Origin of the sequence: Bacillus spizizenii TU-B-10 (genome assembly GCF_000227465.1) — a bacterium.
In the GTDB taxonomy this organism is placed as follows: domain Bacteria; phylum Bacillota; class Bacilli; order Bacillales; family Bacillaceae; genus Bacillus; species Bacillus spizizenii.
The window spans coordinates 3,222,521-3,240,016 of sequence record NC_016047.1 but is presented as its reverse complement, the minus strand read 5'-3'; the positions used below and the strand labels follow the sequence as shown (position 1 = coordinate 3,240,016).

Genomic DNA, 17,496 nt, shown 5'->3' with positions numbered 1-17,496 from the left:
TAAGTGTAATGGAAAGAATGTTTTTCCTATTATACCATTGTTCATTACAAATACCCATTACGTTAGGAGTGTAAGCCTCATGTTTTATGCGGTTCAGCAATTAGAGCATACAGAAACCCTTGTGGTCGGGCTTTTTCAAAAAAGCCAGTTGACAGGCAAAGCATTGGAAATTGATGAAATGCTGGAAGGCCATCTGACACAGCTTTTAAAAGATGGTGATGTCTCTTCGAAACCGAATCAAGTATCAAAAGTATTCCCTCCATCTTCTGCGGGTATGAAACGGATTTATTTCGTTGGTCTGGGGAGAGAAGCAAATTATTCGTTTGAACAGGTGAAGGAACGTTTTGCCCATGTTTTTCAAGCCATTCACAATGACCGAAAACAAGAAGCAGCAGTCCTGCTTGACACGTTTATTTCGGAAGACGTACCTCCAGCCGATGCCGCTCATGCTTTAGCTGAGAGCTGCCTGCTTGCGTCCTATGAGGTGCAGGATTATAAGCACAAATCAAATGAGCCTGACAAACAAATTGAAGCTGTGTATGCCGTCACAGATGAAGATATACAAGAAGTGCAGGCGGGACTTCGCGTCGGCCAGGCATACGGGCAAGGGGCAAATTCGGCTAGAACGCTTGTAAATATGCCGGGAAACATGCTGACAGCGACTGACCTCGCTTCTTATGCAGAAGAGCTTGCGGCGAAATATGATTTTGAGTGTGAGATATTGGAGAAATCAGAGATGGAAGAGCTCGGTATGGGCGGGATACTTGCAGTAAACCAAGGCTCGACCGAACCCCCAAAAATGATTGTTTTGAAGTACCAGGGCAAAAAGGATTGGGAAGACGTCGTCGGACTTGTCGGAAAAGGGATTACCTTTGACACAGGTGGCTATTCCATTAAAACGAAATCTGGAATTGTCGGCATGAAATCTGATATGGGAGGAGCAGCTGCGGTTCTCGGTGCTATGGAAACCATCGGAGAGCTTCGTCCCGAGCAAAACGTGCTGGCTGTTATTCCGTCAACCGATAATATGATCTCCGGCGGGGCGATGAAGCCTGATGATGTCATCGTATCATTAAGCGGAAAAACAATTGAAATCCTCAATACGGATGCTGAAGGAAGGCTTGTGCTAGCAGATGGCATTACATACGCGAAACAGCATGGCGCGTCAGTTCTTGTTGATGTGGCTACGCTTACCGGCGGCGTCGTTGTGGCATTAGGAACAGAAACGACTGGCGCTATGACAAATGATCAAAGCTTTTATCAGCAGGTAGCTGATGCTGCACAAGAGTGCGGCGAGGCGATCTGGCAGCTGCCGATAACAGAGAAGGATAAAAAGCGTGTGAAAAGCAGCCAAATGGCGGATCTCAGCAATTCGCCGGGACGTGAAGGACATGCGATTATGGCAGGAACGTTTCTTGGTGAATTTGCTGAAACAACGCCTTGGGTTCATCTTGATATTGCGGGCACAGCTACTTCCAATAAAGCAACCTGCTTCGGGCCGTCCGGGGCTACCGGCGTAATGGCCAGAACACTTGCCACACTTGCGGAACGATTTACATTGGAAGAAGATAAAAGCGAATAATGTGAAATCCCTGCTGCGGAATGCAGCGGGGATTTTTTCTTCTAAAATCTTTAGTTGACTAAAGTGCATCGGTTATGATAAGATACGTTCGTACTTTATTTATCTACTACATTAGCAAACTAAAGGATTTTTTGGAGGGTTATCATGAATGCAGTCGTCATCGCAGTGCTGCTTATGCTTGTTTTAAGCTTGCTGCGTGTTAATATTGTTATCGCATTAATTATAGGTGCCTTGGCCGGCGGGTTAACAGGCGGGCTCGGGCTTGGCGAAACGGTTAAAGCTTTTACGGACGGGCTTGGCGGAAATGCTACCGTTGCAGTCAGCTATGCCATGCTTGGCGCGTTTGCTGCGGCTTTAACGAAAACGGGTCTTCCGGACGCAATGGTGGAAGCCTCCGTTAAATTAATCGGAAATAAAGAAGACACCCGCAAAAAAGCACTGTCCAAAGTGCTGATTGTGCTTATTATTTTAATCATATCTTGTTTTTCGCAAAACGTGGTTCCGGTTCACATCGCATTTATCCCGGTGCTGATTCCGCCTCTTTTGAAAATCTTTAATGAACTTGAAATGGACCGCCGTCTGATCGCGTGTGTGATTACATTCGGTTTAACGGCACCTTATATTTTAGTGCCGGTTGGTTTCGGCCAAATCTTCCAGGGGATGCTGAAGGACAATATGGCGGATGCCGGATTAAACGTATCTCTCGGTGATATTCCTTACGCCTTAATGATCCCGGTTGCAGGTATGGTTGTAGGTCTGATTTTATCAATCATCGTGTTTCGTAAACCGAAAACATACGAAACAAAAGAAATATCTGGTGCGAATGCTTCTCCATATACGAAAAAAAGCCTGGCTATCGCGGTGCTTGCCATCGCAGTGTCACTCGGCGTCCAGCTCTACTTATCTCAGACATTGGGAGTAGAAGGGATGATTATGGGAGCGCTGGCAGGTCTGATTATCCTGTTTGTCAGCGGTGTGATGAAGCGTGATGAAGCGGACTCACTGATTACTGACGGAATGGTTTTAATGGCCTTTATCGGTTTTGTCATGCTCGTTGCAGCCGGATTTTCAAATGTATTGACGAAAACCGGAGATGTCGAGTCACTGGTTAAAACAGCAGCTGGCATTATGGGGCACAGTCAGTTAGTGGGCGCATTGCTGATGCTTATTGTCGGCTTGTTCATTACAATGGGAATCGGATCTTCTTTTGCGACGATTCCAGTGATCACAACGATCTTTGTGCCTCTTTGCATGCAGCTCGGATTCAGCCCGATGGCAACGGTTGCGATTATCGGAGCGGCTGCTGCGCTTGGCGATGCCGGTTCACCTGCCAGCGACAGCACACTTGGGCCGACTTCAGGTTTAAGTGCAGACGGCCAGCATCACCACATTTGGGATACTTGTGTGCCGACATTTTTATTTTATAATATCCCGCTTATCATCTTTGGCTGGGTTGCGGCGCTTGTTTTATAGGAAAAAGGCTCCCCTTTACTGGGGAGCCTTTTCTCGTTATGATAAAAAAACCGTCCAATAGAACGGTTTTTACGTGGATGATATGTGATTTCTGTTAAAGCCAGTTGCTTTATGAATTGAGCGGTAGATCGCAGGTGCGATAAACGCCAGTACCACAGCCATCGCCGTGTCTTTTACCATAAACCAAGTCATAAAGCCCCAAGCCGTGCCGTAGCTCACTGGCGTATGAATCCACAGCTTCAGTGCAAGATACATATAGGTAGTCCCGATGATATACATGATGGCTGTTCCAATAAGAGAAGCAGTCAGAAATCGGATTTTACTCGGCTGAATTTTGCGTTCTAAGAACCATCCAGCTGCAAATGCTGCAGGGATGTAGGAGATAATAAACCCGCCGCTTTTTCCCGCAAACGGTGCGAAGCCTGCTGAAAATTGAGCAAACACAGGTGCTCCGGCCAATCCGACAAGTGCATATACAATCATGGCAATACCTGCTCGTTTGCTGCCGAGAAGCATGGCTGCCAAGAGACAGAAAAACGGCTGCATTGACAGCGGAATGCCGGCTACTTGTAAAAAGGGTGCCACTGATGTAATGTTGGCGCCGACAGCCATAAGTGCGGCGAACATGCCGATCAGCGCCATATCGCCCGCACGAAGTTTATGTTGTTTCATTGTTGTTCCCCCTTAGGTTTACATACACAATCATAGAGTAATAAAGAACGGAAATATTGTCAACATAAACTGAAATAAGGTTAACAAAAAGGAGGGTTCTGTATGTATTTCGGAAAAACAAAACAATCCGATCAATCTGGGAGAGTCCCGCCAAACCAAAACGTCACAACCTCATTTCCTGTGCTTCATACGGGAAATGTACCGTATTACGAGGATATGGCTAAATGGAATCTTCAAGTATACGGATTGGTTGACCATCCGATGCTGCTAAGCTTTGAAGATGTCAAAGCCTTTCCTCAGTACGAATCGAAAAATGACATCCATTGCGTCACTGGCTGGTCAAGGCTTGATAATGTATGGCAAGGCGTGCGGGCTCGTGATATAGCGGAAAAAGCGGGTGTAAAAGAAGAAGCGGGCTACGTCATTTTACATGCGGAAGAGGGCTGGACGACCAATCTGCCGCTTGCTGATTTTTTGGCTGAAACTTCACTTTTGGCTTATGCGCATAATGGCGCCCCTTTAACGCCTGAACATGGCTTCCCGCTGCGGGGCGTGTTTCCGCATCTATATTTTTGGAAAAGCGCCAAGTGGCTGCGCGGCATCCAATTTACGAAAGAGAATCACCCCGGTTTTTGGGAGCAGAACGGCTATCACATGAGAGGCGATCCTTGGCAAAATCAAAGGTTTACATGGGATTAAGGTTCTATTTCAAGTAGGATAATCTGCATCTTTATCAGGTTTTTATTTCCATATTGATAGTCTTCAGGTACCTTATTTGATGAAGGTGCCTTTTTTATTTAGGAAAAAGTTGACTTTCTCTGGAAGAAAACCTATTATTTGAGGTGTCTAGTTGATAGTGAAAATCATTATCATATATTGTGATTTAGTTTAAGGAGAGGAATGTCGTACTGCATGAATGAGAAAACAGATCGGGCGAAAGGCGGGACACAAAACGCATTTACCATTCCTGGTACGGAAGTGCGTATGATGTCTTCACGCAATGAAAACCGTGCCTATCAAATTTTTATCTCGAAACCGAATACGCCGCCGCCGCCCGCTGGTTATCCGGTTATTTATCTGCTGGATGCCAATTCTGTCTTCGGAACGATGGCGGAGGCCGTTCGAATACAGGGGCGCCGTCCTGAAAAAACCGGGGTGATCCCTGCTGTGATCGTCGGCATTGGCTATGAGACAGAAGGACCGTTCTCCTCAGCGCGTCACCGGGATTTTACAATGCCGACAGCTCAATCGAAGCTGCCAAAAAGGCCAGACGGAAAAGATTGGCCGGAGCATGGCGGAGCAGAGGGCTTTTTCAGATTTATTGAAGAGGATCTAAAACCGCAGATAGAACGAGATTACCAGATCGACAGCAACAGACAAACGATCTTTGGTCACTCACTTGGCGGGCTGTTCGTGCTGCAGGTGCTGTTAACAAAGCCGGGTGCGTTTCAAACCTATATCGCGGGAAGTCCGTCCATTCATTGGAATAAACCGTTTATTCTCGAGAAAGCGGACCATTTCGTCTCACGCTTCAAGGAAAACAATCAGCCTATCAATCTTTTGATTGCGGCAGGAGAATTGGAGCAGCACCATAAAAGCCGGATGAACGATAATGCGAGGGAGCTTTACGAGCGGCTGGCCGTTTTATCTGAACAAGGCATACGGGCAGAATTTTGTGAGTTTTCAGGAGAAGGACATATTTCGGTTCTTCCTGTTTTGGTCAGCCGGGCGCTGCGTTTTGCGCTTCACCCTGACGGACCGCATATTTCAATGGGCTGAGACATTCTCAGCCTTGCTTCTAAAAATAAAATATTAGTCACTGAAATTATATTTGACTGTCACATGACATTTGGATATGATTATTTTTATAATTGATAATGATAATCATTATCAATAAATTGCGTTTTTCTTTTCAAGACGCAACAGTCTTTTTCGCTGGATGTCAGTACGGCATCTGAAGCGAAGAAAGGAATTGATGACATGAATGCAATGGGTATAAAGGGCAAAATTGCTTTTATAACAGGGGCTGCCCAAGGGATAGGTGAAGCTGTTGCGCGGAAGCTTGCCGATCAAGGCGCACACATTGCGGCAGTTGATTATAATCCTGAAAAGCTGGAAAAGGTTGTGAGCAGCCTCAAAGCGGAAGGTTGCCGTGCGGAAGCCTTTCCTGCGGATGTGAGAGACAGCGCGGCGATTGACGAGATCACGGCGCGTATCGAACGTGAAATGGGGCCGATCGATATTTTGGTGAATGTAGCGGGTGTCCTTCGCCCGGGATTGATCCATTCACTCAGTGACGAAGAATGGGAGGCCACGTTTTCGGTGAATTCGACTGGTGTATTTAACGCCTCGCGTTCAGTCAGCAAATATATGATGGACCGGAGATCGGGTTCGATTGTAACGGTCGGATCGAATGCTGCCGGTGTGCCGAGGACATCAATGGCGGCATATGCCTCTTCAAAGGCTGCGGCTGTGATGTTTACGAAATGCCTTGGCCTTGAGCTTGCAGAATATAATATTCGCTGCAATATTGTGTCTCCCGGATCAACGGAAACAGACATGCAGTGGTCATTATGGGCCGATGAAAACGGAGCGGAGCAAGTCATAAAAGGATCACTTGAGACATTTAAAACAGGCATCCCGCTCAAAAAACTGGCTCAGCCTTCGGATATTGCGAATGCCGTGCTCTTTTTGGTTTCTGGCCAAGCAGGGCATATTACGATGCATAATTTATGCGTAGATGGCGGCGCGACCTTAGGCGTGTAACTCATTTTAAAGGAGGTTCATGAGAATGTTGGAACAAAACGTTATATCACAAACAAAAGCGGAGCATTTGCTTCATGAGTATCAGCCGGGGGCTTTTTTCTTAGCTTCTCCTCACCGCGTACTGTTAGCGAAAGGCATATGTGAAATCGTACCGGAAGCAGACGGGCAAAACCAAATAAAAACCCTTTCTGGCCGTATTGCAGAGACGCTGAATCAAGCAAAGCAATCAGGGCAAAGCCGTCCGCTTGTTGTCGGAGCTGTTCCTTTTGATCATGTAAAAGCAGCTCGGCTCGTTGTTCCTGAAGATGTGCGCTGGTCAGGACCGCTACAATTTGATCATGCGGAGAAGGAACAGCAGCCTGAGCATACATACCACATAGAACCTGTTCCTGCACCAGAGGGGTATAAAAATGGTGTCGAACAAGGACTGGCACGCATTGCCGATGGGACTCTCAGCAAGATTGTCCTGTCCAGATCGCTGCATTTGACATCGTCTGAACCGATTCAGACGGATGAACTGCTTCGCCATCTGGCGCAGCATAACACACATGGCTACACGTTTGCCGCGGACGTGTCCAGCGAAGCGGAAACGCCTTCCCGCCGAACATTGCTTGGTGCAAGTCCGGAGCTTCTCGTTTCAAGAATGGGAACTCAGGTCGTTTCCAATCCATTAGCCGGCTCAAGGCCTCGCAGTAACGATCCTGCTGAAGACCAGCGCCGGGCTGATGAATTGCTTTCTTCCGCAAAGGATCTCCACGAACACGCGGTTGTAGCTGACGCGGTTGCGGCAGCGCTGCGGCCTTTCTGCCGGACGCTGGATGTACCGGAAAAGCCTTCACTCATCAAAACGGAGACGATGTGGCATCTGTCCAGCGTGATTAAGGGAGAGCTTTCCGACCCGTCTGTGACCGCATTGGAATTGGCAGCGGCGCTCCACCCGACGCCGGCCGTCTGCGGAACACCGACTGACCTTGCAAGAGAAGCGATTCACAGCATTGAACCGTTTGACCGAGGTTTCTTTACCGGCATGGTCGGCTGGTGTGACAATGCTGGTGACGGAGAATGGATCGTGACGATCCGTTGTGCAGAGGCAGAAGAACGCTCACTCCGCCTGTATGCAGGAGCTGGTGTTGTTGCCGGGTCAAAACCCGAGGACGAGCTCCAGGAGACATCCGCGAAGTTTCGGACAATGCTGCGGGCAATGGGCGTCAATCACATATGATCAGAATGAATTGCTGGAGGGATACAACATGCTGAATGGATTTACTCCTTGGCCTGAAGAGTTAGCTGAGACATATCGGAAGAACGGCTGCTGGGCGGGCGAGACGTTTGGAGATTTGTTAAGGGACCGGGCTGCTAAACATGGCGATCGCATTGCAATTACATGCGGAAACACCCATTGGAGCTATCAGGAGCTTGACACAAGGGTTGATCAACTGGCTGCCGGTTTTCAGAAGCTCGGCATTCAACAGATGGATCGTGTCGTGGTGCAGCTGCCGAATATCGCAGAGTTTTTTGAAGTCATTTTCGCACTCTTCCGTTTGGGGGCGCTTCCGGTTTTCGCACTGCCTTCTCATCGAAGCAGTGAAATTACATATTTTTGCGAGTTTGCTGAAGCGGCTGCTTATATTATTCCCGACTCCTATTCCGGTTTTGACTACCGTTCACTTGCCAGACAGGTTCAAAGCAAACTGCCATCTTTAAAACATGTCATTGTTGCAGGTGAGGCAGAGGAATTTTTGCCACTGGAGGCTTTGCATACAGAACCTGTAAAACTACCTGAAGTCAAATCTTCTGATGTGGCGTTCCTTCAGCTTTCTGGAGGAAGCACCGGCTTATCAAAACTGATCCCGCGGACTCACGATGACTACATATACAGTCTGCGGCGGAGTGCAGAGGTTTGCTGGCTCGACCACAGCACGGTGTACTTGGCAGCATTGCCGATGGCGCATAATTATCCGCTGAGCTCGCCTGGAGTTCTCGGCGTGTTATACGCCGGAGGAAGAGTGGTATTATCTCCTTCTCCAAGTCCTGATGACGCATTTCCTTTGATTGAACGTGAACAAGTCACAATTACCGCTCTTGTTCCGCCCCTTGCAATGGTATGGATGGATGCGGCATCCTCACGCGATGACAATCTATCCAGCCTTCAAGTTCTGCAGGTCGGCGGCGCCAAGTTCAGTGCTGAAGCTGCGCGCAAGGTTAAAGCTGTTTTCGGATGCACGCTGCAGCAGGTGTTCGGAATGGCAGAGGGTCTCGTCAATTATACGAGACTGGATGACCCTGAGGAAGTCATTGTCAACACCCAAGGAAAACCGATGTCCCCATATGATGAAGTACGTGTTTGGGATGATCAGGATCGTGACGTAAAACCTGGTGAAACAGGGCATCTGCTGACACGGGGGCCGTACACGATTCGGGGTTACTATAAAGCAGAAGAGCACAATGCTGCTTCTTTTACTGAGGACGGTTTTTACCGCACGGGTGATATCGTCAGGCTGACATCAGACGGCTATATTGTCGTTGAAGGCAGGGCGAAGGATCAAATTAACCGCGGGGGAGAAAAAGTGGCGGCTGAAGAGGTAGAAAATCATCTTCTGGCGCATCCGGCTGTCCATGATGCCGCAATGGTCTCAATGCCTGACCAATTTCTTGGCGAAAGATCTTGTGTGTTCATTATTCCCCGGGATGAAGCCCCGAAAGCCGCAGAGCTCAAAGCTTTTTTGAGAGAGCGCGGACTGGCGGCATACAAAATCCCCGATCGCATTGAATTTGTCGAATCCTTTCCGCAGACAGGGGTAGGAAAAGTCAGCAAAAAAGCGCTTCGTGAAGCCATTGCCGAGAAGCTTCTTGCAGGATCAAAAAAATAAAACAAACAACAATTTGAGAGGGAGTGTTCTAAATGGCTATACCTGCCATTCAGCCGTATCAAATGCCGACGGTGTCTGATATGCCACAAAACAAAGTTACATGGGTGCCTGATCCAAATCGGGCAGTTCTGTTAATACACGATATGCAAAACTATTTTGTCGATGCTTTCACAGCGGGAGCCTCTCCGGTGACAGAGCTTTCAGCAAATATACGGAAGCTGAAGGATCAATGTGCTCAGCTTGGGATTCCTGTTGTCTATACTGCGCAGCCGGGAAGCCAAAATCCGGCTGATCGGGCGCTGCTGACTGACTTTTGGGGTCCTGGGTTAAACAGCGGCCCTTATGAGGAGAAAATTATAACCGAACTGGCACCGGAAGATGCTGATCTTGTGCTGACAAAATGGAGATACAGCGCGTTTAAGAGAACGAATCTGCTGGAGATTATGCGCAAAGAGGGACGCGATCAGCTGATCATTTCCGGGATTTACGCCCATATTGGCTGTCTCGTTACAGCATGTGAAGCATTTATGGAGGATATCGAAGCCTTTTTTGTGGGAGATGCAGTTGCTGATTTTTCATTAGAAAAACATCAAATGGCGCTGGACTATGCGGCTGGCTGCTGTGCGTTTACCGTGATGACTGACAGTCTTCTCGATCAGCTGAAGAATGCGCCGGCAGACGCTCAAAAAACGTCAATAAACACTGGCAAAGAAGTGTTTACATGTGAGAATATCCGTAAACAAATTGCTGAGCTTCTTCAAGAAACACCTGAAGATATTACAGATCAAGAGGATTTGCTCGACCGGGGGCTTGATTCGGTAAGGATCATGATATTGGTAGAACAATGGCGCCGTGAAGGAGCCGAGGTGACATTCGTGGAACTGGCTGAACGCCCGACGATCGAAGAATGGCAGAAACTGCTCACAACCCGCAGCCAGCAAGTGCTGCCAAACGCGGATTATTTATAAAAGGAGGATAAACAAACGGATGCCTGATACAAAAGACCTTCAATATTCTTTGACCGGAGCGCAAACCGGCATATGGTTTGCTCAGCAGCTAGATCCGGACAATCCAATCTACAATACAGCGGAATATATAGAAATCAATGGATCAATCAATATTGCTCTTTTTGAAGAAGCTTTGCGGCACGTGATAAAGGAAGCGGAATCGCTGCATGTCCGCTTCGGTGAAAATATGGACGGGCCTTGGCAGATGATAAACCCGTCTCCGGATGTACAGCTGCACGTTATTGACGTCAGCTCTGAGCCTGATCCGGAAAAAACAGCATTAAACTGGATGAAAGCAGATTTGGCAAAGCCGGTCGATTTAGAATATGACCCTTTGTTCAATGAAGCTCTGTTTATAGCCGGTCCTGATCGTTTCTTTTGGTATCAGCGCATTCACCATATTGCGATTGACGGCTTCGGCTTTTCCCTGATTGCCCAGCGTGTGGCAAGTACGTATGCCGCGCTTATGAAAGGACAATCAGCTACAGATCGTTCCTTTGGGTCGCTCCAAGCCATTTTGGAGGAGGATACAGATTATCGCGCATCAGAGCAGTATGAGAAGGATCGCCAATTCTGGCTGGATCGTTTTGCTGATGGACCAGAAGTTGTGAGTTTAGCTGATCGTGCGCCAAGAACATCTAACAGTTTTCTTCGTCAAACGGCGTATTTGCCTCTATCTGATGTGAACGCATTAAAAGAATCGGCGCGCTATTTCTCAGGAAGCTGGCATGAAGTCGTGATTGCAGTGTCAGCTGTTTATGTGCACCGGATGACCGGCTCTGAGGATGTTGTGCTTGGTCTGCCTATGATGGGACGGATAGGGTCCGCATCACTGAATGTGCCGGCTATGGTGATGAACCTTCTCCCGCTCCGGCTGTCTGTAAGCTCTTCAATGAGCTTTTCTGAACTTATTCAGCAAATTTCCCGGGAAATCCGCAGTATTCGGAGACATCATAAGTATCGCCATGAAGAGCTTCGGCGTGATCTGAAATTAATAGGAGAAAACCATAGATTATTTGGTCCGCAAATCAACCTCATGCCGTTTGATTACGGTCTTGACTTTGCCGGGGCCCGAGGAACAACGCATAACCTTTCAGCCGGTCCTGTCGATGATCTATCAATCAATGTATATGACAGAACGGACGGCAGCGGGCTGCGGATTGATGTAGATGCGAATCCTGAGGTATACAGCAAGTCAGATATTAAACTTCATCAGCAGCGGATCTTACAGCTGCTGCAAACGGCTTCTGCCGGGGAGGACATGCTGATTGGGCAAATGGAGCTTCTATTGCCAGACGAGAAAAAACAAGTCATTCGTGAATGGAATGAGACGGCAAAATCTGAGAAGCTGCTCAGCCTTCAGGACATGTTTGAGAAGCAGGCAATCCTTACGCCGGAACGTATCGCTCTCATATGTGATGACGTTCAAGTAAACTATCAAGAGCTGAATGAAAAGGCAAACCGCCTCGCGCATCTGTTGATCGAAAAAGGGCTTGGTCCGGAGCAATTTGTCGCTTTGGCGCTGCCCCGTTCTCCAGAGATGGTGGCTTCGATGTTTGCTGTACTAAAGACGGGTGCGGCGTATCTTCCGCTTGATCCGGAGTTTCCGGCCGACCGAATTTCTTACATGCTCGAGGACGCGAAACCTTCATGCATCATAACGACTGAGGAAATAGCAACCCGTCTGCCTGATGACCTGTCTATTCCGCAGCTTGTGCTTGATCAGACTGTTACACAGGAGGTTGTAAAACGCTATTCGCCTGACAATCCGAATCTATCGGTTTCTCTTGATCATCCTGCGTATATCATCTATACCTCAGGATCAACAGGAAGGCCGAAGGGTGTCGTTGTTACGCTGAAAAGCTTGAGCAATTTTCTGCTGTCCATGCAGGAGGCATTTTCTCTAGGAGAAGAAGACAGGCTGTTGGCTGTGACGACTGTCGCTTTTGATATTTCAGCATTGGAGTTATATCTTCCGCTTATCAGCGGGGCGCAAATCGTGATCGCAAAAAAAGAAACGATCCGTGAGCCCCAGGCATTAGCTCAAATGATTGAATATTTCGATATCAATATCATGCAGGCGACACCGACACTATGGCATGCTCTGGTGACGAATAAACCTGAGACACTTCGGGGACTCAGAGTGCTTGTCGGAGGCGAGGCGCTGCCGAGCGGCCTTTTGCAGGCGCTTCAAGAGCTTCATTGTCCAGTCACGAATTTATATGGGCCTACTGAAACAACGATTTGGTCTGCAGCAGCTTTTCTTGAAGAAGGGCTGAAGGGCGTTCCGCCAATTGGCAAACCGATTTGGAATACGCAGGTGTATGTGCTTGATAACGGTTTGCAGCCGGTGCCGCCGGGAGTTGTCGGAGAGCTTTATATTGCAGGGACGGGCTTGGCTAGAGGTTATTTCCGCCGCCCTGATTTAACGGCTGAGCGTTTTGTTGCAGATCCATACGGACCGCCGGGGGCTCGGATGTATCGGACAGGAGATCAGGCCCGCTGGCGCGCTGATGGGTCTTTGGATTATATCGGACGGGCGGATCATCAAATCAAAATTCGCGGGTTCCGAATTGAACTTGGAGAAATTGATGCCGTGCTTGCCAAGCATCCGGACATCGAACAGGCCGCGGTTGTCGTTCGGGAAGATCAGCCGGGAGACAAACGATTGGTGGCATATGTAGTCGCTGCTTCAGCTATTGATACTGCCGCGCTTCGCCGTTATGTGGGTGCCAGTCTGCCTGATTATATGGTGCCGGCGGCATTTGTGGAGATGGACGAACTGCCATTAACACCTAATGGCAAGCTCGATCGGAAAGCACTGCCGGCGCCTGATTTAAGCACATCTGTCAGCGATCGGGGACCGCGGACTCCTCAGGAAGAGATATTGTGTGACTTGTTTGCCGAGGTTCTTGGTTTGGCACGCGTCGGTATTGATGACAGTTTCTTCGAGCTTGGCGGTCATTCGCTTCTTGCAGCCCGTCTGATGAGCCGCATTCGCGAGGTAATGGGAGCCGAACTCGGTATCGTGAATCTATTTGACGAACCGACAGTAGCCGGACTCGCTGCCCATCTTCATCAGGCGCAGAGTATACGCCCCGCATTGCAGAGAGCTGAGCGGCCTGAAAGAATTCCGCTTTCTTTTGCCCAGCGCCGGCTATGGTTCCTCCATTGTCTTGAAGGGCCTAGTCCTACTTATAATATTCCGGTTGCTGTCCGTCTGTCGGGTGAGCTGGACCAAGGAGTGCTGCAAGCGGCACTTTATGATCTCGTCTGCCGCCATGAAAGCCTTCGGACGATTTTTCCTGAATCACAGGGGACATCTTATCAGCATATTTTAGACGCTGATCAAGCAAGGCCTGTTTTACATGTTACAGAAATTACTGAGAAGGAGCTTTCTGAGCGGTTTGCTGAAGCTGTGCGCTACAGTTTTGATCTTGCAGCTGAACCTGCTTTTCGTGCTGAGCTTTTTGTCATCGGTCCTGACGAGTACGTGCTGCTTCTCCTCGTGCATCATATTGTCGGGGACGGCTGGTCCTTAACACCGCTGACCCGCGATCTTGGAGCGGCTTATGCGGCTCGCTGTCACGGAAAAGCTCCTGAATGGGCGCCGCTTACTGTGCAATATGCAGACTATGCGCTTTGGCAGCAAGAACTGCTTGGAAGCGGGGATGATCCAAATAGTTTGATTGCCGGACAGCTTGCTTTCTGGAAAGAAACCTTGAAGAATCTGCCTGATCAGCTTGAACTGCCAACCGATTATTCACGTCCGGCTGAACCGAGTCATGATGGGGATACGATTCATTTCCGCATTGAGCCTGAGCTGCACAAGCGATTGCAGGATCTGGCCCGCGCAAATAGAGTGAGCCTGTTTATGGTGCTTCAATCTGGTCTCGCAGCTTTATTGACAAGACTCGGGGCGGGCACTGATATTCCGATCGGCAGCCCGATAGCGGGTCGGAATGATGATGCGCTAGGCGATCTTGTGGGGCTGTTTATCAATACATTGGTGCTCAGAACCGATACGTCCGGTGACCCAAGCTTCCGTGAGCTTCTTGACAGAGTGCGGGAAGTGAATCTGGCAGCCTATGAAAATCAGGATCTGCCTTTTGAGAGACTCGTAGAGGTGCTCAATCCGGCTCGTTCGCGTGCGACGCATCCTTTATTCCAAATCATGTTTGCGTTCCAAAACACACCGGACGCTGAACTGAATCTTCCTGACATGGAAAGCAGCCTGCAGATCCACAGTGTCGGTTCTGCCAAGTTTGATTTGACGCTGGAAATCAGTGGAAATCGTCTTGCTGACGGGACTCCAAACGGATTGGAAGGACTGCTCGAGTACAGCACTGATCTTTTCAAGCAGGAAACTGCTCAGGCTTTTGCTGACCGTCTGATGCGCCTGCTGGAGGCTGCCGAATCTGATCCTGACCAGCAAATCGGAAATCTGGACATCCTTGCACGGGAGGAGCGCAGCAGCATGGTGACAGATTGGCAAAGTGTTTCTGAAAAGATTCCGCACGCATGTTTGCCGGAGCAGTTTGAGAAGCAGGCTGCTTTAAGTCCTGATGCCATTGCCGTTGTTTGTGAAGATCAGTCACTGAGCTATGAAGAGCTGAATGAAAGAGCAAATCGGCTTGCCCGAATGCTGATCAGCGAAGGCGTCGGACCGGAGCAATTTGTGGCCTTGGCCATGCCTCGGTCTTTGGAAATGGCTGTCGGGCTATTAGCGGTGCTGAAAGCCGGCGCGGCTTATCTGCCTCTCGATCCTGACTATCCGGCTGACCGAATCGCTTTTATGCTGGAAGATGCGCAGCCTGCGTTTATCATGACGAACACAAAAGCTGCAGAGAACATTCCGCCAGCGGAAAACGTGCCGAAAATCGTGCTGGATGATCCCGAACTGGCAGAGAAACTAAACACCTACCCTGCTGAGAATCCGAGCAATACGGATAGAATTCAGCCGCTTTCTCCTTTGAATACGGCGTATGTCATTTATACATCAGGCTCAACGGGTGTTCCAAAAGGTGTGATGATTCCTCACCAAAACGTAACGCGTTTATTTGCAGCGACTGATCACTGGTTCCATTTCAGCTCAGACGATATCTGGACCATGTTCCATTCCTATGCGTTTGACTTTTCGGTGTGGGAAATTTGGGGTCCTCTGCTGCATGGCGGACGTCTTGTGATCGTGCCTCATCACGTCAGCAGATCGCCAGAAGCGTTTCTGCGCCTGCTTGTCAAAGAGGGTGTGACCGTTCTGAATCAGACACCATCTGCCTTCTATCAGTTGATGCAGGCGGAACGGGAGCAGCCTGATCTCGGTCAGGCGCTCAGTCTGCGCTATGTCATTTTTGGCGGAGAAGCGCTTGAACTCAGCCGTTTAGAGGATTGGTATAACCGCCACCCTGAAAATAGACCGCAGCTTATCAATATGTATGGTATTACAGAAACGACTGTGCATGTGAGCTATATCGAATTAGACCGAAGCATTGCAGCTTTACGGGCAAACAGCTTGATCGGCTGCGGCATTCCCGATCTTGGTGTTTATGTGCTGGATGAGCGCTTGCAGCCGGTTCCGCCGGGTGTTGCTGGAGAGCTGTATGTATCAGGAGCGGGGTTGGCACGAGGCTATTTAGGCCGGGCTGGATTAACAGCGGAACGCTTCATAGCTGATCCGTTCGGTCCTCCGGGTACCCGAATGTATCGCACTGGGGATGTGGCCCGCCTCCGCGCTGACGGTTCTCTTGACTATGTCGGCCGTGCCGATCACCAAGTGAAAATTCGGGGCTTCCGAATTGAACTAGGAGAAATTGAAGCGGCGCTAGTTCAGCATTCGCAGCTTGAAGATGCGGCAGTAATCGTGCGTGAGGATCAGCCGGGAGATAAACGTTTGGCAGCTTATGTCATACCTTCTTCGGAAGACACAATTGATACGGCGGAACTGCGCAAATATGCTGCTGAGAGACTGCCAGATTACATGGTGCCTTCTGCCTTTGTAACGATGAAAGAATTGCCGCTGACACCGAATGGAAAGCTTGACCGTAAAGCGCTGCCCGCACCGGATTTCGCAGCGGCCGTGACAGGACGCGGACCGAGAACGCCGCAGGAAGAAATCCTCTGTGACCTGTTTATGGAGGTGCTTCACTTGCCGCGTGTCGGCATTGATGACCGTTTCTTTGATTTAGGCGGACATTCCTTGCTTGCTGTACAGCTGATGAGCCGCATTCGCGAAGCACTCGGCGTAGAACTCAGCATCGGAAACCTATTCGAAGCGCCGACTGTAGCCGGGCTTGCAGAAAGACTTGAGATGGGCTCAAGCCAAAGCGCACTCGACGTTCTGCTGCCGCTCCGAACAAGCGGAGACAAACTTCCTTTATTCTGTGTGCATCCGGCAGGCGGACTCAGCTGGTGCTATGCCGGTTTGATGACGAACATAGGAACAGAGTATCCGATCTACGGCTTGCAGGCACGGGGAATCGGGCAGCTGGAAGAGCTTCCGAAAACACTTGACCACATGGCTGCCGACTACATTGAACAAATCAGAACAATCCAGCCGAAAGGACCGTACCATCTGCTGGGCTGGTCCCTTGGTGGGAATGTCGTTCAAGCGATGGCCACCCAGCTGCAAAATCAAGGGGAAGAAGTATCCCTATTGGTGATGCTGGACGCCTATCCGAACCACTTCCTTCCTATAAAAAAGGCGCCGGATGATGAGGAAGCGCTTATTGCCCTTCTGGCGTTAGGCGGGTACGACCCAGACAGCTTAGGGGACAAACCGCTTGATTTTGAAACGGCAATTGAGATTCTTCGCCGGGACGGAAGCGCGCTTGCAAGCCTGGATGAATCGGTCATTTTAAATCTGAAGAATACGTATGTCAATTCTGTCGGCATTTTAGGCTCATATAAGCCGAAAACCTTCCGTGGAAATGTCTTGTTTTTCAGATCAACAATCATACCTGAATGGTTTGATCCGATTGAACCGGATTCGTGGAAGCCTTATATTAACGGACAAATTGAACAAATCGACATCGACTGCCGCCATAAAGATCTTTGTCAGCCGGAACCGCTCGCTCAAATCGGCAAGGTTCTCGCTGTCAAACTGGAAGAGATGAATAAATAAGGGGGA

At 49.1% G+C, this 17,496-nt stretch carries 10 protein-coding genes; 9 read left to right on the top strand and 1 reads right to left on the bottom strand.

The window, feature by feature from the left end:
* Nucleotides 1-79: 79 nt before the first annotated feature.
* On the top strand, nucleotides 80-1,582 hold the full coding sequence (locus GYO_RS38225) for a leucyl aminopeptidase (protein ID WP_014115017.1): 1,503 nt from the start codon (nucleotides 80-82) through the stop codon (nucleotides 1,580-1,582).
* 144 nt (nucleotides 1,583-1,726) lie between these two features.
* The gene (locus GYO_RS38220; RefSeq protein WP_014115016.1) at nucleotides 1,727-3,055 is read left to right on the top strand and encodes a Na+/H+ antiporter family protein; all 1,329 of its coding nucleotides are present in this window, start codon (nucleotides 1,727-1,729) and stop codon (nucleotides 3,053-3,055) included.
* Between the two features lie 69 nt (nucleotides 3,056-3,124).
* On the opposite strand, the gene GYO_RS38215 is transcribed toward GYO_RS38220, so the two are convergent.
* Nucleotides 3,125-3,727, bottom strand: a complete 603-nt coding sequence (locus GYO_RS38215) for a biotin transporter BioY (RefSeq protein WP_014115015.1) — start codon at nucleotides 3,725-3,727, stop codon at nucleotides 3,125-3,127.
* A gap of 102 nt (nucleotides 3,728-3,829) precedes the next feature.
* Here GYO_RS38215 and GYO_RS38210 point away from each other — a divergent pair, with 102 nt between their 5' ends.
* The 7 genes from GYO_RS38210 to dhbF all read left to right on the top strand — a co-directional run bounded on the left by GYO_RS38210 (nucleotide 3,830) and on the right by dhbF (nucleotide 17,490).
* Nucleotides 3,830-4,426, top strand: a complete 597-nt coding sequence (locus GYO_RS38210) for a sulfite oxidase-like oxidoreductase (protein ID WP_014115014.1) — start codon at nucleotides 3,830-3,832, stop codon at nucleotides 4,424-4,426.
* 213 nt (nucleotides 4,427-4,639) lie between these two features.
* The gene (besA, locus tag GYO_RS38205) at nucleotides 4,640-5,506 is read left to right on the top strand and encodes a ferri-bacillibactin esterase BesA (RefSeq protein ID WP_041521057.1); all 867 of its coding nucleotides are present in this window, start codon (nucleotides 4,640-4,642) and stop codon (nucleotides 5,504-5,506) included.
* A gap of 201 nt (nucleotides 5,507-5,707) precedes the next feature.
* A complete protein-coding gene (locus tag GYO_RS38200; RefSeq protein WP_014115011.1) occupies nucleotides 5,708-6,493 on the top strand; it encodes a 2,3-dihydro-2,3-dihydroxybenzoate dehydrogenase in 786 nt (261 codons plus the stop codon).
* Between the two features lie 25 nt (nucleotides 6,494-6,518).
* Nucleotides 6,519-7,715: an isochorismate synthase DhbC gene (gene dhbC / locus GYO_RS38195; protein ID WP_014115010.1), complete on the top strand. Its 1,197-nt coding sequence runs from the start codon at nucleotides 6,519-6,521 to the stop codon at nucleotides 7,713-7,715.
* Between the two features lie 28 nt (nucleotides 7,716-7,743).
* Complete coding sequence (locus tag GYO_RS38190) at nucleotides 7,744-9,363, top strand: (2,3-dihydroxybenzoyl)adenylate synthase (RefSeq protein ID WP_014115009.1); 1,620 nt, start codon at nucleotides 7,744-7,746, stop codon at nucleotides 9,361-9,363.
* A 32-nt stretch (nucleotides 9,364-9,395) separates the two neighbouring features.
* Complete coding sequence (locus tag GYO_RS38185) at nucleotides 9,396-10,331, top strand: isochorismatase (RefSeq protein WP_014115008.1); 936 nt, start codon at nucleotides 9,396-9,398, stop codon at nucleotides 10,329-10,331.
* 19 nt (nucleotides 10,332-10,350) lie between these two features.
* Nucleotides 10,351-17,490 carry a non-ribosomal peptide synthetase DhbF gene (gene dhbF / locus GYO_RS38180; RefSeq protein ID WP_014115007.1) on the top strand — a complete coding sequence of 2,380 codons (7,140 nt, stop codon included), beginning with the start codon at nucleotides 10,351-10,353 and terminating at the stop codon, nucleotides 17,488-17,490.
* The last annotated feature ends 6 nt before the right edge of the window (nucleotides 17,491-17,496 follow it).